16 protein-coding genes are annotated in these 15,407 nt (G+C 63.7%); 7 read left to right on the top strand and 9 right to left on the bottom strand.

Annotated features, from left to right (window positions below):
• Positions 1 to 9: 9 nt before the first annotated feature.
• From C8D04_RS08885 to mdeB, 3 genes are all read right to left on the bottom strand, one after another.
• Positions 10 to 972, bottom strand: a complete 963-nt coding sequence (locus C8D04_RS08885) for an IS1595 family transposase (RefSeq protein ID WP_116004519.1) — start codon at positions 970 to 972, stop codon at positions 10 to 12.
• A gap of 910 nt (positions 973 to 1,882) precedes the next feature.
• Positions 1,883 to 2,785, bottom strand: coding sequence for a DUF3014 domain-containing protein (locus C8D04_RS08895; RefSeq protein WP_116004521.1), 903 nt, complete (start codon positions 2,783 to 2,785; stop codon positions 1,883 to 1,885).
• Positions 2,786 to 2,873: 88 nt separating this feature from the next.
• Positions 2,874 to 5,531 carry an alpha-ketoglutarate dehydrogenase gene (gene mdeB / locus C8D04_RS08900; protein WP_116004522.1) on the bottom strand — a complete coding sequence of 886 codons (2,658 nt, stop codon included), beginning with the start codon at positions 5,529 to 5,531 and terminating at the stop codon, positions 2,874 to 2,876.
• A 102-nt stretch (positions 5,532 to 5,633) separates the two neighbouring features.
• Here mdeB and C8D04_RS08905 point away from each other — a divergent pair, with 102 nt between their 5' ends.
• A complete protein-coding gene (locus C8D04_RS08905; protein ID WP_116004523.1) occupies positions 5,634 to 6,113 on the top strand; it encodes an Lrp/AsnC family transcriptional regulator in 480 nt (159 codons plus the stop codon).
• Here C8D04_RS08905 and C8D04_RS08910 read toward each other — a convergent pair.
• The gene (locus tag C8D04_RS08910) at positions 6,055 to 7,323 is read right to left on the bottom strand and encodes a methionine gamma-lyase (RefSeq protein WP_116004524.1); all 1,269 of its coding nucleotides are present in this window, start codon (positions 7,321 to 7,323) and stop codon (positions 6,055 to 6,057) included. The genes C8D04_RS08905 and C8D04_RS08910 overlap by 59 nt on opposite strands.
• Before the next feature lie 130 nt (positions 7,324 to 7,453).
• On the opposite strand from C8D04_RS08910, the gene C8D04_RS08915 reads away from it, so the two are divergent.
• Positions 7,454 to 7,933 (top strand): Lrp/AsnC family transcriptional regulator, encoded by a 480-nt coding sequence (locus C8D04_RS08915; RefSeq protein ID WP_116004525.1) that lies wholly within the window; start codon positions 7,454 to 7,456, stop codon positions 7,931 to 7,933.
• Here C8D04_RS08915 and C8D04_RS08920 read toward each other — a convergent pair.
• The 5 genes from C8D04_RS08920 to C8D04_RS08940 form a co-directional block, all read right to left on the bottom strand.
• Positions 7,930 to 8,601 carry a phospholipase gene (locus C8D04_RS08920; RefSeq protein WP_116006105.1) on the bottom strand — a complete coding sequence of 224 codons (672 nt, stop codon included), beginning with the start codon at positions 8,599 to 8,601 and terminating at the stop codon, positions 7,930 to 7,932. The two genes, C8D04_RS08915 and C8D04_RS08920, sit on opposite strands and share 4 nt — an antisense overlap.
• 51 nt (positions 8,602 to 8,652) lie before the next feature.
• A complete protein-coding gene (locus C8D04_RS08925) occupies positions 8,653 to 9,486 on the bottom strand; it encodes a class III extradiol ring-cleavage dioxygenase (RefSeq protein WP_116004526.1) in 834 nt (277 codons plus the stop codon).
• 118 nt (positions 9,487 to 9,604) lie between these two features.
• The gene (arfB, locus tag C8D04_RS08930; RefSeq protein ID WP_116004527.1) at positions 9,605 to 10,015 is read right to left on the bottom strand and encodes an alternative ribosome rescue aminoacyl-tRNA hydrolase ArfB; all 411 of its coding nucleotides are present in this window, start codon (positions 10,013 to 10,015) and stop codon (positions 9,605 to 9,607) included.
• A gap of 21 nt (positions 10,016 to 10,036) precedes the next feature.
• Positions 10,037 to 10,504, bottom strand: coding sequence for a type II 3-dehydroquinate dehydratase (gene aroQ / locus C8D04_RS08935; RefSeq protein WP_116004528.1), 468 nt, complete (start codon positions 10,502 to 10,504; stop codon positions 10,037 to 10,039).
• A 145-nt stretch (positions 10,505 to 10,649) separates the two neighbouring features.
• Positions 10,650 to 11,003, bottom strand: a complete 354-nt coding sequence (locus C8D04_RS08940; protein WP_116004529.1) for a hypothetical protein — start codon at positions 11,001 to 11,003, stop codon at positions 10,650 to 10,652.
• 171 nt (positions 11,004 to 11,174) lie between these two features.
• On the opposite strand from C8D04_RS08940, the gene C8D04_RS08945 reads away from it, so the two are divergent.
• The 5 genes from C8D04_RS08945 to C8D04_RS08965 all read left to right on the top strand — a co-directional run bounded on the left by C8D04_RS08945 (position 11,175) and on the right by C8D04_RS08965 (position 15,312).
• Complete coding sequence (locus tag C8D04_RS08945) at positions 11,175 to 13,004, top strand: glutamine--tRNA ligase/YqeY domain fusion protein (RefSeq protein ID WP_116004530.1); 1,830 nt, start codon at positions 11,175 to 11,177, stop codon at positions 13,002 to 13,004.
• A gap of 11 nt (positions 13,005 to 13,015) precedes the next feature.
• A complete protein-coding gene (locus C8D04_RS08950; protein WP_116004531.1) occupies positions 13,016 to 13,885 on the top strand; it encodes a GIY-YIG nuclease family protein in 870 nt (289 codons plus the stop codon).
• 26 nt (positions 13,886 to 13,911) lie between these two features.
• Entirely contained in the window at positions 13,912 to 14,439 is a 528-nt protein-coding gene (locus C8D04_RS08955) for a zeta toxin family protein (RefSeq protein ID WP_116004532.1), read from the top strand.
• On the top strand, positions 14,436 to 14,666 hold the full coding sequence (locus C8D04_RS08960) for a hypothetical protein (protein ID WP_116004533.1): 231 nt from the start codon (positions 14,436 to 14,438) through the stop codon (positions 14,664 to 14,666). The genes C8D04_RS08955 and C8D04_RS08960 overlap by 4 nt, the downstream gene beginning before the upstream one ends.
• Before the next feature lie 328 nt (positions 14,667 to 14,994).
• Positions 14,995 to 15,312 (top strand): hypothetical protein, encoded by a 318-nt coding sequence (locus tag C8D04_RS08965; protein ID WP_116004534.1) that lies wholly within the window; start codon positions 14,995 to 14,997, stop codon positions 15,310 to 15,312.
• Positions 15,313 to 15,407: the final 95 nt, after the last annotated feature.

The raw sequence follows: 15,407 nt of genomic DNA on the forward strand, positions 1-15,407 counted from the left end.
TGTGCCTGATTAGCTACGTACCTCAGACACACGCAACATCTTCAATGGAAGGGGCCTTGTGGTTACCAGCGCCCGCAGCAGCCTTGGCAGCATGGCGGGCAGGTCAAAGCGGCGGTTGAAGCGATAGCAGAACTCCGCCAGGTAGCGCGCACCATATCTGGCATGGTCAAACGAGTGGTACGTTCCTGCCATGCTGGTCTTGAGATTGCCCAGCAGGGTATTGACCCAGTGCAGCTGGGGCGTCTGCGCCCCCTGGCGGCCACCTCCCGTGACGTGGGGCTCATGAATAGCGCCCACCTGGCGCACCTGGGCAAAGGCAGGTGTGCCATCGCTGACCACATGACAGCCGGGCGCCAGATAGCGCTGCGCCCACTGCGCCATCTCCTGATTCGTGAAGTCCGCCACTGGCACCAAGCGCAGGTACAGCGGCCTGCCGTTCTCGCTGGTCTGTACGGCAGCTACAAAGGCGGATTTGTTGGCCGCCTTGCGTCCACCGTTGATACTGCCTGCGCGCTCGCCCCCAAGGTAGGCATCATCGATCTCCACACGCCCGCTCAGCAGATAGCGCGCATCGCGCTGGCCCATGGCCTGCATCAGCTTGTGTTTGAGCAGCCACGCTGTCTTGTAGGACACACCCAACTGGCGCTTGAGCGCCAGGGCGCTGATGGCGTTCTTGTGCTGGGTGAGCAAATACATGGCCAGGAACCACAGCCGCAGGGGCAGATGGGTGTGCTCCATCACGGTGCCCACGATGCTCGAACTCTGGTAGCCGCAGATAAAGCACTCCCACAGCTGGCGGCCGATGCCATTGCGGGTGAGAAAGAAGCGCTTGCAGCCGCAGTGGGCACACTGCCAGCCGTGGGGCCAGCGGGCGGCCACCAAGGCGCGCTCGCACTGTTCTTCACAGCCGTAGAGAGCTTGGAACTGGGGCAGCGACAGGCCGCGCTGGAACTGGATGGCATTCATTGACATTGCCTGCTCCTTGGCCGATGACTCGGCACTGGTTGTTGGAGGGCTGGCAATGGCGGAACGTTCACGACGAACTGAGGTATGTCGCTAATCAGGCGAATGTGGCTATGGCGCTTGCCGGTATTGCGGTGGTAGCTATCTTTTTTGAAAATTTTCTATTGCTGAGGGCGGAGGCCGGGAGTCGCCCGGCATGCGAGTAACTTTCTTTCGCGTCGCCTCGCCGAAAGAAAGTCACCAAAGAAAGGGAAAGGGCGCCCCTGCAGGCTGCGTCCCTGCGCTGCGCTCCGGGCAACCTGCGGTGCTTGTATGTTCTGGTTGTCGGGGTGGAGGGACCCTGCGGTGCATCGGCAACGATCGTTGACCGACCACGCGAGTTTTCTCCCGCTCCACCTTCCAACGTCGATCAGGAACTGCGCGGCGCTGCGCTCCTCGGCGCATCCTGAAGGGAACCCTGGGATCGGGCATCCACCCGGGCCATTGCTGCGCTCGGCTCGGCTCGGCTCGGCTCAGCTCGGCTTGGCTTGGCTTGTGCGGCGCGTAGCGCCTGCACCCCTCGGGGCCGAGCGCAGCAATGGCTCGTGTCAGGCTTCCAACCCCCTTCTGGCTGCGCCTGTGGCGGGGTGCTTGCGGGGTGGCGGGTGTGCCGCAGGACACACCCGCTTCGTGATCTGACTCGCCGCATTTGTCTGAACGCAGCTGCGCAGCAGCGTAGTGAGTTATGCGGCGCACCCCGCAAGCACCCCGGCGCAGGTTGCCCCGCAGGGGCCGCAGGCTGTGGGGCGCGTTTCTTTGCCTCCTTTCTTGTCGCGCACAAGAAAGGAGGTCGCCCGCCGGGGCGAGTCCCGGCCTCCGACCTCACCCAAAGCGCAGAGACAGCAAACGGCGCATCTTCACAATAGCAGCCCCGCCGACCTCAAGGCTTGGCCTTGGCAACCGCCCCCGTCGCCACCAACGCACGCAGCGCCTTCAGCCGTACCTTCAAACGGCGCTCGTTCTCCAACCCCACGCGCACCATAATTTTTTGCCCGCTCGAAAGGCTTTGCAGCTGCGGGTCGGCAAACTCGTAGCGCACCCAGGGGCGGGTGGATGGCACGTCGCCTTTCACCTCGGTCAGCTTCACCGCCACGGGGCTGGCGGGCTCGGGGGCCTGGAGCAGGTGGTCAATCACGGCCACCAGACGGTCGTTGAAATAACGGCCCGGGTAACCGAGTTCTTCGTAGGCCTGCTGGAACAAGGGATAGAGCCGCGCATACAGCGCCACGGCCCGCTGCATGTCTACCGACTCAATCCAGCGCACCAGCGCGCCGTAGCGGGCGGCGTTGTCAAGGCCAATGGTTTGCACCGGGCCGCTGCCAACCACGGCAAAGCGTTCGGGCGTGGGGTGGACCGGCCACAGGCGCGCAGGGGTATGCTCGCGCCCCAGGTTGTCCACCGTGGCCACCACACGGCGTACCAGGCCATCCATCTGCAGGAAGACCGCAATATCGCGTGCACCCAGCAGTTCGCCCAGCGCGCGGGCCACATGATCGTCTGATCCTGCCAGGGCGGGCAGGGCCGCATCGGGTGGCGCCAAAGCCTCGACCGGGTTCTGCGGGCCTGAAGCCGGTTCCGATGCAGGTAGCGCAGGAGGCGCTGCTGCGACCGGTAGAGCGCTGGCCGCAGAGGGTGGCGGTGCGGGTGTCGCCACGGGCACCTGGGCTTGCTGCCACCACCAGGCGCCCCCGACCCCCACCAGCAAGACCAGCACCACCACTACAAGCCCCCAGCGGGACGGCTCCTGCGGCGGGTTCAGTGTGGATCGTTCTCGTTCGGACATGGGCGCCTCCCTGTGCTGGCTTTTGCCAAAAGCCTATTGGAAACCCCAAAGCCGCAGAAGTTCGTAACGCCCTGTGCCGATGGGCCGGTCAGCCCTCCAGCGCAAACTTTGCCGCCTTCGCGATGGCCAGGGCGTCCACACCAAAAAAGGCGCGCAATGCCGCGCGCGTGTCGCTGCGGCCAAAGCCGTCGGTGCCCAGCGTGAGGTAACGCCGCCCGGCAGGCACCAATGCGCGCACGCTGTCGGGCACAGCGCGCACGTAGTCGGTGGCGGCGATGACGGGGCCGTGCGTGGCAGCCAGTTGCTGCGTCAGCCACGGCTCGCCGGGCGCGGCCTCGCCTGCCAGGGCGCGCTGCTCACAGGCCTGGCCGTCGCGCGCCAGTTCGCTCCAACTGGTCACGCTGAGCACGGTGGCCTCAATGCCCTCGGCCGCTAGCAGTTCGGCGGCCTTGACCACTTCCGTCAGGATGGCTCCGGAGCCCAGCAACGTGACATTTTTAGATGAAATTGACCTCTCACGACCATCTGGTAAGCGCTGGAAGCTATTAAATACATAGCATCCACGCAATACACCTTCTGCCGCACCTTCGGGCAGGTCGGGCTGGGCGTAGTTCTCGTTCATCAGCGTCACGTAGTAGAAAACGTCGCGCTGCTCGGTCACCATTTCGCGCATGCCAGCATCCACAATGACCGCCATTTCGCCCGCATAGGCCGGGTCGTAGGCCTTGCAGTTGGGGATGGTGGCGGCCACCAGGTGGCTGGTGCCGTCCTGGTGCTGCAGGCCCTCGCCGCCCAGCGTGGTGCGGCCCGAGGTGGCGCCCAGCAAGAAGCCCCGCGCACGCTGGTCGGCCGCGGCCCAGATGGCGTCGCCCACGCGCTGGAAGCCGAACATGGAGTAGTAGATGTAGAACGGCAGCATGGCCAGGCCGTGCACGCTGTAGCTCGTCGCCGCCGCCGTCCAGCTCGCAATGGCGCCGGCCTCGCTGATGCCTTCTTCCAGGATCTGGCCATCGAGCGCCTCGCGGTAGGCAAGCACCGAGCCAATGTCCTCGGGCGCGTAGCGCTGGCCCACGCTGCTGTAGATGCCGACCTGCTTGAACAAATTGGCCATGCCGAAAGTGCGCGCCTCGTCCGCGACGATGGGCACGATGCGCGGGCCCAGCGCGGGGTCTTTCATCAAAGTGCCGAGCATGCGCACAAAGGCCATGGTGGTGCTCATCTCCTTGCCCGCAGCCTGCAGCGCAAACTGCGCGTAGCTGGCGATGGGCGGTACGGGCAAGGGCTCGCAGATCGCTTCGCGGTGCGGCAGGTAGCCGCCCAGCTGCTGGCGGTGGCTGCGCAGGTAGCGCATTTCGGGACTGTCCTCAAAGGGCTTGTAGAAGGCCAGGCTGGTGGCCTGCTCATCGGTGAGCGGCAGGTTGAAGCGGTTGCGGAACTCGATGAGGTCGGCACCGTCCAGCTTTTTCTGGCTGTGCGTAGTCATCTTGCCCTGGCCCGCCGTGCCCATGCCATAACCCTTCTTGGTGTGGGCCAGGATGACGGTGGGCTGGCCCCGGTGGGCGGCGGCAGCAGCGTAGGCCGCGTGGATCTTCACCAGGTCATGCCCGCCGCGCTTGAGGCGGTCGATCTGCTCGTCCGTCATGCCCTGGGCCAGCGCCGCCAGTTCGGGGCTCTGGCCAAAGAAATTGTCGCGGTTGAAGCGCCCGTCCTTGGCGGCGAAGGTCTGCATCTGGCCATCCACCGTAGCCTCCAGGGTGCGCACCAGCGCACCCGTGAGGTCACGCGCGAACAGGCCGTCCCAGTCGCTGCCCCACACGAGCTTGACCACGTTCCAGCCCGCGCCAGCGAACAGGCGCTCGAGCTCGTCGATGATGCGGCCGTTGCCGCGCACGGGGCCGTCCAGGCGCTGTAGGTTGCAGTTGACCACCCAGACCAGGTTGTCCAGCCCCTCGCGCGAGGCGAGGGTGAGCGCGCTGGTGCTTTCGGGCTCGTCCATCTCGCCATCGCCGAACACGCCCCAGACCTTGCGGCCCGTGCAGTCGAGCAGGTTGCGGTGCGTGAGGTAGCGCATGAAGCGCGCGTGGTAGATGCTGCTGATGGGGCCGATGCCCATCGACCCGGTGGGGAACTGCCAGAAATCGGGCATCAACCACGGGTGCGGGTAACTCGACAAGCCTTGCGCACCGACTGTGGGCGCCGTCAGCTCCTGGCGGTAGTGCATCAAATCCTGCTCGGAGAGGCGCCCTTCGAGAAACGCCCGCGCATACACGCCCGGCGCGCTGTGCGGCTGGAAGAACACCAGGTCGCCCCGGTGCTGCCCCTCGCCCAGCCCTTCGCGGGCGTGGAAGAAATGGTTGAAGCCGCTCTCGAACAGGTCTGCCGCACTGGCGTAGCTGGCGATGTGGCCGCCCAGTTCGCCATACGCCTGGTTGGCGCGCACCACCATGGCCAGCGCGTTCCAGCGGATGATGGAACCGAGCCGCTCCTCAATGGCCAAATCACCGGGGAACACGCCCTGCTCTTGCACCGCCACGGTGTTCACGTACGGCGTATTCAGGTCGGGCTGCCAGCCCACACGCTGTGCCCGCGCCACACCCACAATTTCTTGCAGCAGGTGGCGCGCCCGCTCTGGCCCCTGCGTGGCGACCAGGGCCAGAAAGGCATCGCGCCACTCTGCCGTTTCTTCGGGGTCGATATCTTGGGATTGCGGCACTTGCAGTATGGCGTGGGGCGTGAGGGCGTTCATGGCGAGGACTGTAGGCGTTTGGCGGAAAAATGTGGTGCTGATTGCGCTGTGATGCCGAACACGAACGGCACAATGCGCTGTCAAAATTTAATTTTCAAGCATATGAAGCTGGATGCTGTCGATTTACGCATTCTGGGCGAGTTGCAGGCCGATGGCTCGCTCTCCAATGTGGAGCTGGCGCGGCGCGTGCACCTCTCGCCTTCTCCGTGCCTGGCGCGCGTCAAGGCACTTGAAGCGGCGGGGGTCATCAGCCGCTATGTGGCGCTGGCCAATGCGGCGGCGCTGGGCCTGGGGCTCAACGTGTTCATCAGCATCAGCCTCAAGGCGCAAAACAAGGAGGCGCTGGCCGATTTTGAACGCCGCATTGCCGAGCAGGACGAAATCATGGAGTGCTACCTGATGACGGGCGACAGCGACTACCTGATCCGCGTCGCCGTGGCCGACATGGGGGCGTTGGAGCGATTCATCCTGGAACAGCTCTCGCCGATTCCGGGGATCGAAAAGATCCGCTCCAGCTTTGCCCTCAAGCAGGTGCGCTACAAGACCGCCCTGCCTCTGCCTGCACTGACGGCGCGCTCTTGAGCGCCATTGCATGGGCCAGGTCCAGCGCCTGGCCGATGTCGGCCAGCAGGTCCTGCACATCCTCCAGGCCAATCGACAGGCGCACCAGGCCTTCCGCAATACCGTGCGCGGCGCGCTCCTCGGGTGTGTAGACCGAATGCGTCATGCTGGCCGGGTGCTGGGCCAAGGTTTCGGCATCGCCCAGGCTCACGGCACGGGTAACGAGCTGCAGCGCGTCCATAAAGCACACCCCCTCCTGTAAACCGCCCTTGAGTTCAAACGCGATCATGCCGCCCATCTGGCGCATCTGCTGCTTGGCCAGGGCGTGCTGCGGGAAACTGGGCAGACCAGGGTAATACACCACGGCCGTGGCAGGGTGCGCCGCAATGAATTCAGCCACCATTTGTGCACTCTGGCAGTGGCGGTCCATGCGCAGTGCCAGGGTTTTAAGGCCACGCATCACCAGGTGTGCGTCCTGCGCCGACATCACGGCGCCCGTCATGTCTTTCAGGCCATACAGGCGCACACGCTGCGCCAGCTCGGCATCGGCAAAGATGGCGGCACCGGCCGTCAGGTCACCGTGGCCACCCAGGTATTTGGTCATGGAGTGCACGCTCACATCGGCGCCCAGCAGCAGGGGCTGCTGCAGGTAGGGCGTGCAGTAGGTGTTGTCCACCACCACCTTGGCGCCGCGTGCGTGGGCCAGGGCGGACACCGCCGCAATGTCCACCAGGCGCATGTTGGGATTGGCAGGCGACTCAAGGTAGACCACGCGCGTCTGGTCGGTCAGCGCGGCGGCCACATTGGCGGGGTCGGTCATGTCCACATGGCGCACGCTGACGCCAAAACGTGCGAGACCGTGGTTCAAGAACGAAAAGGTGCAGCCGTAGAGCGTGAGGTCGGCCAGTATCTCGTCGCCCGGCTCCAGCATGGACCACAGCGTGGCCGTGATCGCGCCCATGCCCGAGCCAAACACCACCGCGCCCACACCCTGCTCCAGGCTGGCCAGCCGCCCTTCCAGCAGCGCCAGCGTGGGGTTGGCAATGCGGGTGTAGAAGTAGCCGTTTTCCTCGCCGCTAAAGCAGCGCGCGCCATAGCCCACATCGGGGAAGGCAAACGTGGCCGAGGTGTAGATGGGCGGCACCAGCGCGCCCTGGTGGTCGGCCGGTTCGTAGCCGAAATGGATGGCGCGGGTGCTAAAGCCCCCGGTGCTGTCGTGTGCCTTGGCCATGCTGGTCTCCTGAAGCTATTGGAATACCAAAATTCTTTGCCAAATCCACAGGTAAAAAATCGCTATTCAGGATAAAAAGCAGTATATTTTTAGAATAATCAACCCCAAAAATCCACTCACAAAGGAAATAATGCCACCGACCATTGCCGCGCTGGATGCCGTAGACCGCGCACTGCTCGACGCTCTGCAAAAAGACGGGCGTGCCACCGTGGGCGAACTGGCCGAGCGCGTTTCACTCTCCACCTCGCCTTGCTGGCGACGGGTGCGGCAACTGGAGGAATCGGGTGTCATCAGTGGCTACCACGCCCACCTCGATCGGTACCGCGTGGGCTATGGCGTGCTGGGTTTTGTGCAACTGGGCCTGCACAGCCACACAGCCGAGGTCACAGCAGCGTTTGAGCGCGAAGTGCTGGCATTGCCACAGGTGCTGTCGTGCCACAACCTGTCGGGCCGCTACGACTACCAGGTGGAACTGGTGGCGCCCGACCTGGAAACCTTTGCCGACTATGTGCGCACCCGCATCCGCAGCCTGCCGGGCGTGCGCGAGATATCGACCAGTTTTTCGCTCAAGGAGGTCAAGCGCACGGTGGCGCTGCCGGTCGATCGCTAATACGCAGCAGGTCGGGTCGACAAGCCTTCCAGCCAGGCCACAGTGGCGGCCAGCTCCGATGGGCGGATTTCATGGTCGCCCGGAAACTCGCGGTACGTCACCGTAACGGGCAGCGTGTCCATGTGGTGGCGCACGGCCAGCGCGTTGGCCAGCGGAATCACGTTGTCGTTGGTGCCATGGCTGAGCCACAGCTTGCGACCCACCAGCGCATCGTGCGGGGCTGTCAGCGGCAGCAGCTCTGCCATCAGGCGGCTGTGCCAGACCACCGCCCCGTGCATCAGCTCGGGCCGGGTCAGCAGCAGCGAAAGCGCCATGATGCCGCCCTGGCTGAACCCCCCCACCACTATGCGCTCTGGCGGAATGCCCAGTTGCGTTGAGGCCGCCTCGATGCACCGGGCCACCAGCGCACGGCTGGCGGCTTCCTGCTCGGTGTTGTAGCTGCGCGCACCCCCCGGTTCGATAGAAAAATCAAACCATGCATGCGAGCCCGGCCCCATGCGGTACGGCGCACGCAGGCTGATGACATGGAACCGCTCGGGAATTTGCGGCGCCAGCGAAAACAAATCCTGCTCGTTGCTGCCCACCCCATGCATCAGCACCAGCAACCAGGGCCGGGGGGTAGCGGCGGCAGCAGGGCGCTGCAAAAAGGTGAGCGGCAGTTCAAGCATGGCAATCCCCATTCGGAGTGATGGGGTCGATTCTGCCACCCCAGCAGCACTTCATGCAGCGGGCAACAGGGCAAAGGCGTCCATGGCAAGCATGCCGTACATCACCTCACGGCTCAGGTAATGGGCATGCAGATCATCACCCGCCGCCCCCAGCGCAAAGAACAGCGGCAAGAAATGCTCTTCGGTCGGGTGGGCCCGCACAGCATAGGGTGCCAGGCGGCGATAAGCCAGCAGGGCCTGAAGGTCACCGCGTTGCAGGGCCGCCTCGATCCAGCGGCTGAACTCCAGCACGTAGGGCGCGGGCTCACGCGCGCCGCCAAAAAACTCGGCCAGGTTATGCGTCATGCTGCCCGACCCCACCACCAGCACGCCCTGGCTGCGCAGCCCGCGCAGGGCCGCGCCCAGCGCGTACACCTCGGCCGGCCCTGCGTCCGCGGGCAAGGCCACCTGCACCACGGGCACGTCGGCGGTCGGAAACAGGTGCATCAGGGGCACCCAGGCACCGTGGTCAAACGGGCGCAGGGCATCACCCCGCGCCGCCACGCCTGCGGCCTGCAGCAGCGCCAGTACCTCCTGCGCCAGCGCCGGAGCGCCCGGTGCGGGGTACTGCAGCGCATACAGCTCGGGCGGAAAACCACCAAAGTCGTGCAAGGTAGCGGGCTGTGCGCCGGTTGTTACCAAAGCCTCACGTGCCATCCAGTGCGGCGACAGGATGACCACGCCACGCAGTGCCGGAAACTGGGCGCGCAAACCCCGGCCCCATTGGGTCAGGGCCGGGCCGGTTTCACCCACATCGAGGGCGAACAAAGGTGCGCCGTGCGACACAAACAGCGCGGGAATCGCGCCGCCGGGGGAGGCGTTGGTAAAAGTATTCATGGTGCCCATCCTTTACCCGCCACTGTAAAAGCGATCGCGCCGCGCACCAACCCCTTGAGGTGAGACGCTTTGTTCCAGAATCGGTACCTATCCCGACCGCCGTGCCACGGCGTAGCACGGGGTGTTGTCAGTCGTGCACCTTGCCGCGCAAGGCCTTGGTCTGGCCGCGCTGGCTTTTGGACTCCAGGCGCCGCTGCTTCGACCCATAGGTGGGTTTGGTGGGCCGGCGCACCAGGGGTGCCCGGGCCACGCTTGCCACCAATGCGTTAAGCCGGGCCAGTGCGTCGGCGCGGTTTTGATCCTGGCTGCGGTACTGCTGGGCTTTGATGACGACCACGCCCTCTTGCGTGATGCGGCTGTCGCGCAGCGCCAGCAGCCGCGCCTTGACGTCGAGCGGCAGCGACGAAGCACCAATGTCAAAGCGCAAGTGCACAGCGCTCGACACCTTGTTCACGTTCTGCCCGCCCGCCCCTTGCGCGCGCATGGCGGTGAACTCGACCTCGGACTCGTCGATCAGAAACACTGCATCAACCGCCACCGCGTTGCCCCGCGCCTCGCATCAAGGCTGCATCTGCGCCAGCGCGTCGATGGCCAGCCCATAGCCCTGCACGCCAAAGCCGCACATCACAGCGCGGGCCACGGCCGACAGGTACGAATGGTGGCGAAACGGCTCGCGCGCATGCACGTTGCTGATGTGCAGTTCAATCAGCGTCACCCCCGTGCCCTTGACGGCGTCGGGCAGCGCCACGCTGGTGTGGGTGTAGGCACCGGCGTTCAGTACCAGGCCCGCCAGATTGCCCGCTGCATGCAGGCGCCCGGCCTCATGAATCCAGTCCAGCAGGGCCCCCTCGTGGTTGCTTTGATGAAAACGCAGCGCAAAGCCATGGCGAGTGCATGCGGCGGCGCAGATCTGCTCTACATCGGCCAGCGTGTGGGCGCCATACACCGCGGGCTCGCGCGTACCCAGCAGGTTCAGATTGGGGCCATTGAGGACAAAAACGGTTTTCACGGGGAGCGCTCCAGGCATTGCACCTGCCGGTCAGCACCGCCAGCAGGCCAAAACGCAAGATTATGCGGCGCACAAAGCACAAGGCAGCCCAAAGGCTGCCTTGCAGATCAAAAGACCACCGGGGTGGTGCCTAACGAGCCTCCCGCAGCAGCCAGCACCTCACTCAGTCGCGGTCGTAGCCACGGTAGTGGCGGTGGTGGCGATGGCGGTCGCCCCGGTGGCCCCGGTAGCCTTCGCCATAGTAATAAGGGCGCGGCGGAGGTGCGTAATACACCGGTGGTGGAGGCGCGTAGTACACCGGGGGCGGGGGTGCGTAATACACCGGGCGCGGAGCCACGTATACCGGCGCCGGGGCGTAATAGCCACCATTGCTGGCTCCCACCACGACACCGGGCACACCAATGCCCACCGACCAATTAACGTCGCTGCGGGCATGGGCAGCGCCCGCACCAGTCAGCAGAGCCAGCGCCACCCCTGCGGCTGCCGCCATGGCTTGGAAAGAACGGGTGATGGTCATAAAAGCCTCCTGTTGAGTGAAACGGCCCGCCTCGTGCGTTGGCCCTGTTCGTGCTTAACGCGCCAGACAGCCGAAAGGATGGCATAAAAAGCACCTTATATTGTTTCTGGAGGTACACACCCCATCTTGGAACGCGCAAAACATCACGGGTGCGCCGCCTAAAATGGCCGCATGAGCACCCCCACCCCCGCCCACACTGCCCCCGCAGCCCCTGCTGCCCCCCCGGAAGCCGCCCGCCCCAGCAACTTCCTGCGCCAGATTATCGAAAGCGACCTGGCACAAGGCACCTACGCCCAGCGCCGCTGGGCCGGCAGCCCCGGCGACGCCGCCCACCAAGCCGCAGGCGAGCCCGACCCAGCGAAGATTCGCACCCGCTTCCCGCCCGAGCCCAACGGCTACCTGCACATCGGCCACGCCAAAAGCATTTGCATCAACTTTGGCCTGGCGCGCGACTACCAAGGTGTGTGCCACTTGCGCTTTGACGACACCAACCCCGAAAAAGAAGACACCGAATACGTCAACAGCATCATCGACGCGGTCAAATGGCTCGGCTTTGACTGGAGCCAGAGCGGCAACGACAAACCCTACCAGGCCAGCGACTACTTCGACTTCATGTACCGCGCGGCCGAGTATTTGATCGAAGCAGGCCACGCCTACGTGGACGAACAAACCGCCGAGCAAATGCGTGCCAACCGGGGCGACTTTGGCAAGCCCGGCGTAGACAGCCCTTTCCGCACCCGCTCCCCGGCCGAGAACCTGCGCATCTTCCGCGAGATGAAGGGCGGCGAGCATGAAGACGGATCGATGGTGCTACGCGCCAAGATCGACATGGCCAGCCCCAACATCAACATGCGCGACCCGGCCATCTACCGCATCCGCCGCGCCACGCACCACAACACGGGCGACACCTGGTGCATCTACCCCATGTACACCTACGCGCACCCGATTGAAGACGCGCTGGAGCAAATCACCCACAGCTTTTGCACGCTGGAATTTGAAGATCAGCGCCCGTTTTACGACTGGCTACTGGAGCGCCTCATCGAAGGAAAACTGCTCAGCGCCCCGCCCCCGCGCCAGTACGAGTTTGCGCGCCTGAACCTCACCTACGTCATCACCAGCAAACGCAAACTCGCCCAATTGGTGTACGACCACAAGGTGAGCGGCTGGGACGACCCGCGCATGCCCACCATCGTGGGCCTGCGCCGCCGTGGCTACACGCCCGCCAGCCTGCAGCTGTTTGCCGAACGCATTGGCGTCACCAAAAGCGACAGTTGGATCGACTACGGCACGCTCGAAGGCTGCCTGCGCGAAGACCTTGAATTGAAAGCCCACCGTGGCATGGCCGTGCTCAACCCCGTCAAGCTGGTGCTGACCAACTGGGACGAAGTTTTTGCAGCAGGCCACCTGGAACCCTGCACATTACCCGCCCTGCCCAACGTGCCCGAAGGCACCGAGCCACCCGCCCCGCGCCAATTCACCATTGGCAAAGAGGTGTGGATTGAGCGCGAAGACTACGAAGAAGTGCCGCCCAAGGGCTACAAGCGCTTGTTCCCCGGCAACAAGGTGCGGCTCAAGGGCGGCTACGTCATCGAATGCACCGGCGCCAACAAAGACGCCAACGGGGTCATCACCGAAGTGCTGGCTACCGTGGTGCCCGACACCAAGAGCGGCACGCCCGGCAGCGAAACCGTCAAGGTCAAAGCCGCCATCACCTGGGTGGGCGTGCAGGATGGCGTGACCGCCGAAGTGCGCATGTACGACCGCTTGTTTCTGGATGCCCACCCCGACGCGGGCGGCAAAGACTTCATTGAGAGTTTGAACCCGAAAAGCCTGAAGGTGGTCACCGCGATTGTTGAGCCTTCATTGGCGAATGCGTTGCCGGACCAGAAGTTTCAGTTTGAGCGGCACGGGTACTTTGTGGCGGATAGGGGGGATCACGTGCAAGGCACGAAGCCGGTGTTTAACTTGGCGGTGGGGTTGAAGGATAGTTGGGGGAAGTAGTTCCAAAAACCATGTCCCGCCCCCAAACCATCCAAATCTACCTCCCCACCGGTGACCCGCGCGGCATGCGGGTGGCCGAGATCACGACGCGCATCGTTCGGGTCATTGAAGTGCCGCGCAGCCAGTTGGCGGACTTCCTCAAGATGCCCGAGGCGCAGCAGGTGGGCGTGTACTTTTTGATGGGCGAATTGTCCGAGGCGGGGTTACCGCGCGCATACATCGGCCAGTCTGGCAACGTGGGCAGCCGACTGGTGCAACAGAACAAAGACAAAGACTTCTGGAACCGTGCGCTGGTAGTTATCTCGCTGACCAACAGCATGACGCAAACGCACGCGCTGTTTTTGGAATGGTTTGCCATTGCTGAGGCCACCAAGGCCGGGCGCTACAGCTTGGAGAACGGCAACACCGGCTCGCAGCCCTACACGCCCGCCCCGCTACAAGCCGACTGCCACGAGATTCACGAAACCGCAGCCACCCTGCTGGCCACGCTGGGCCAACCGATTTTTGAACCTTTGGTCAACGCCCCACCCGCCAAGGGTGCGCCAGAGCTGTTCTATTGCAAAGGCTCAGGCGCGAATGGCGTGGGCGAGTACACCGCCGAGGGGTTTGTGGTGCTCAAGGGCTCACGCGGGCGACTGGAGAACGTGGCATCGATCCAAGGCACCTCCAGCGAGCGCTTTCGCGAAAAGCTGCTGAAGGAAGGCATCTTGAACATCGACAACGGCGGCGTGGTGTTCACCCGCGACACTCTGTTCACCAGCCCCAGCATGGCCGCCACCGCTTTACAGGGGCGTTCTGCCAACGGCTGGGTGGAGTGGAAAGACGCCAAAGGCAGAACGCTGGATGAAGTCAAGCGGCAAGCGATTGCCTCCACAGCCTGACGCAGTGCGACAAGAAACAGCACCCTATGGTTCAAACGTCTCCTCGCGCCATCATCATCGCAGGCCCCAACGGGGCTGGTAAGACGACATTTGCACGCGAGTTTTTGCCGTTTGAAGCCCAGTGCCCGATATTCGTCAATGCAGATCTGATTGCCGCAGGCTTGTCACCCTTTGCCCCCGAGGTGGCTGCCATCAAAGCCGCGCGCATCATGCTGGCGGAAATCGATGACCACGTCGCCCATGGTCGCAGTTTTGCACTGGAAACCACCCTGTCGGGTCGAGCCTATGCAGCAAAATTACTGTATTGGCGTTCACTCGGCTACCACGTCAGCTTGTATTTTTTGAAGCTACCAACCGCTGAAATGGCCATTGACCGGGTGCGGTTGAGAGTGAGTCAGGGCGGGCACAACATCCCAGAAGATGTCGTTCGGCGGCGGTTTAAGGCAGGGCTGAACCAGTTCGAAAACACCTACAAACCCATCGTCAATGCCTGGTTTCTCTATGACAACCAGCGTCGTCAGCCGATACTGCTGGCACAAGGAGGCAACCCATGAGTGCAATATTGACCCCCACGCCCCCCATCGCTGACCCAGCGCAGGCTGCATTGGCCGCTTTGGCACGCGCTGGGCTGCGTGCGGCCGAAGACGCACGGCGTGCCAACACCTACATGGTGGTGGCCGAAGATGGGGAAGTGCAGCACATCAGCCCGCACGACTATTTGCTGATGCGCCAAGAGCAGGCCACGCTGCCAGAAGCTCAAAACGGCACCACGAGCCACTGAAATTTCTCGGAGTATCCGGGGCATATTTCCAAAAAACATTCGGGGTCTCATTCCAGTTTTGGAGGCCTCCTGCGCGCAGGCGATCAAAAAGTGCGGGCCTTGCGGCGCATCGTGCCTACCACCTAAAACTTATTTGCTATTTTTTCAATAGCTTCTACCGCTTACTGCACAAGCGTTATAGGCGATTTTTAGTGCGGCCATTCGAAAATTCAGCCGACCTGCCTGACACACTCAAGCCCATGCAGCCCAACGGGTACGTGCGGCAGCATGGGCCGACGGCACGTGCAGTGGTGATGAGTGCCGCACGTTTTGAGATACAAACACCGCCATGCCTCACCCCCAGCCCCTACCGCCCAGTTTCGCCCCCACCTATTCCCACGTACCGCTCGGCCCGCTGGCGGGCCCCTTGCAGCTTTTGCCGGTCAATGCCGGGGTGGTGGCAGTGCACACGGCCGATGGCGCACATGTGGGCTCGCTCAAACATGTGGGCGGGGTCTGGAAGTTCAAAGCCATGGGCTACGACGCTGCAGGCCGCATGGAGCCGGGCCACGGCCTGCTGACGGGGCAGCACAACATGCAGTTCGCCACGCTGGATGCCGCCGAGGTGAGCGCCCGGTTGCTTGGGGCTCTACTGAACCCGCCGTAAGAGGCAGCCACCCTCAAGCCCCCGTGGGCGCCAAATATTCGACGGCAGATTTGCTCCGTTTATAGTAGCTACTAACGCTTACCTATCAAGCGTTA

The sequence above is a fragment of the Simplicispira sp. 125 genome (genome assembly GCF_003096555.1).
Lineage (GTDB): Bacteria > Pseudomonadota > Gammaproteobacteria > Burkholderiales > Burkholderiaceae_C > Simplicispira.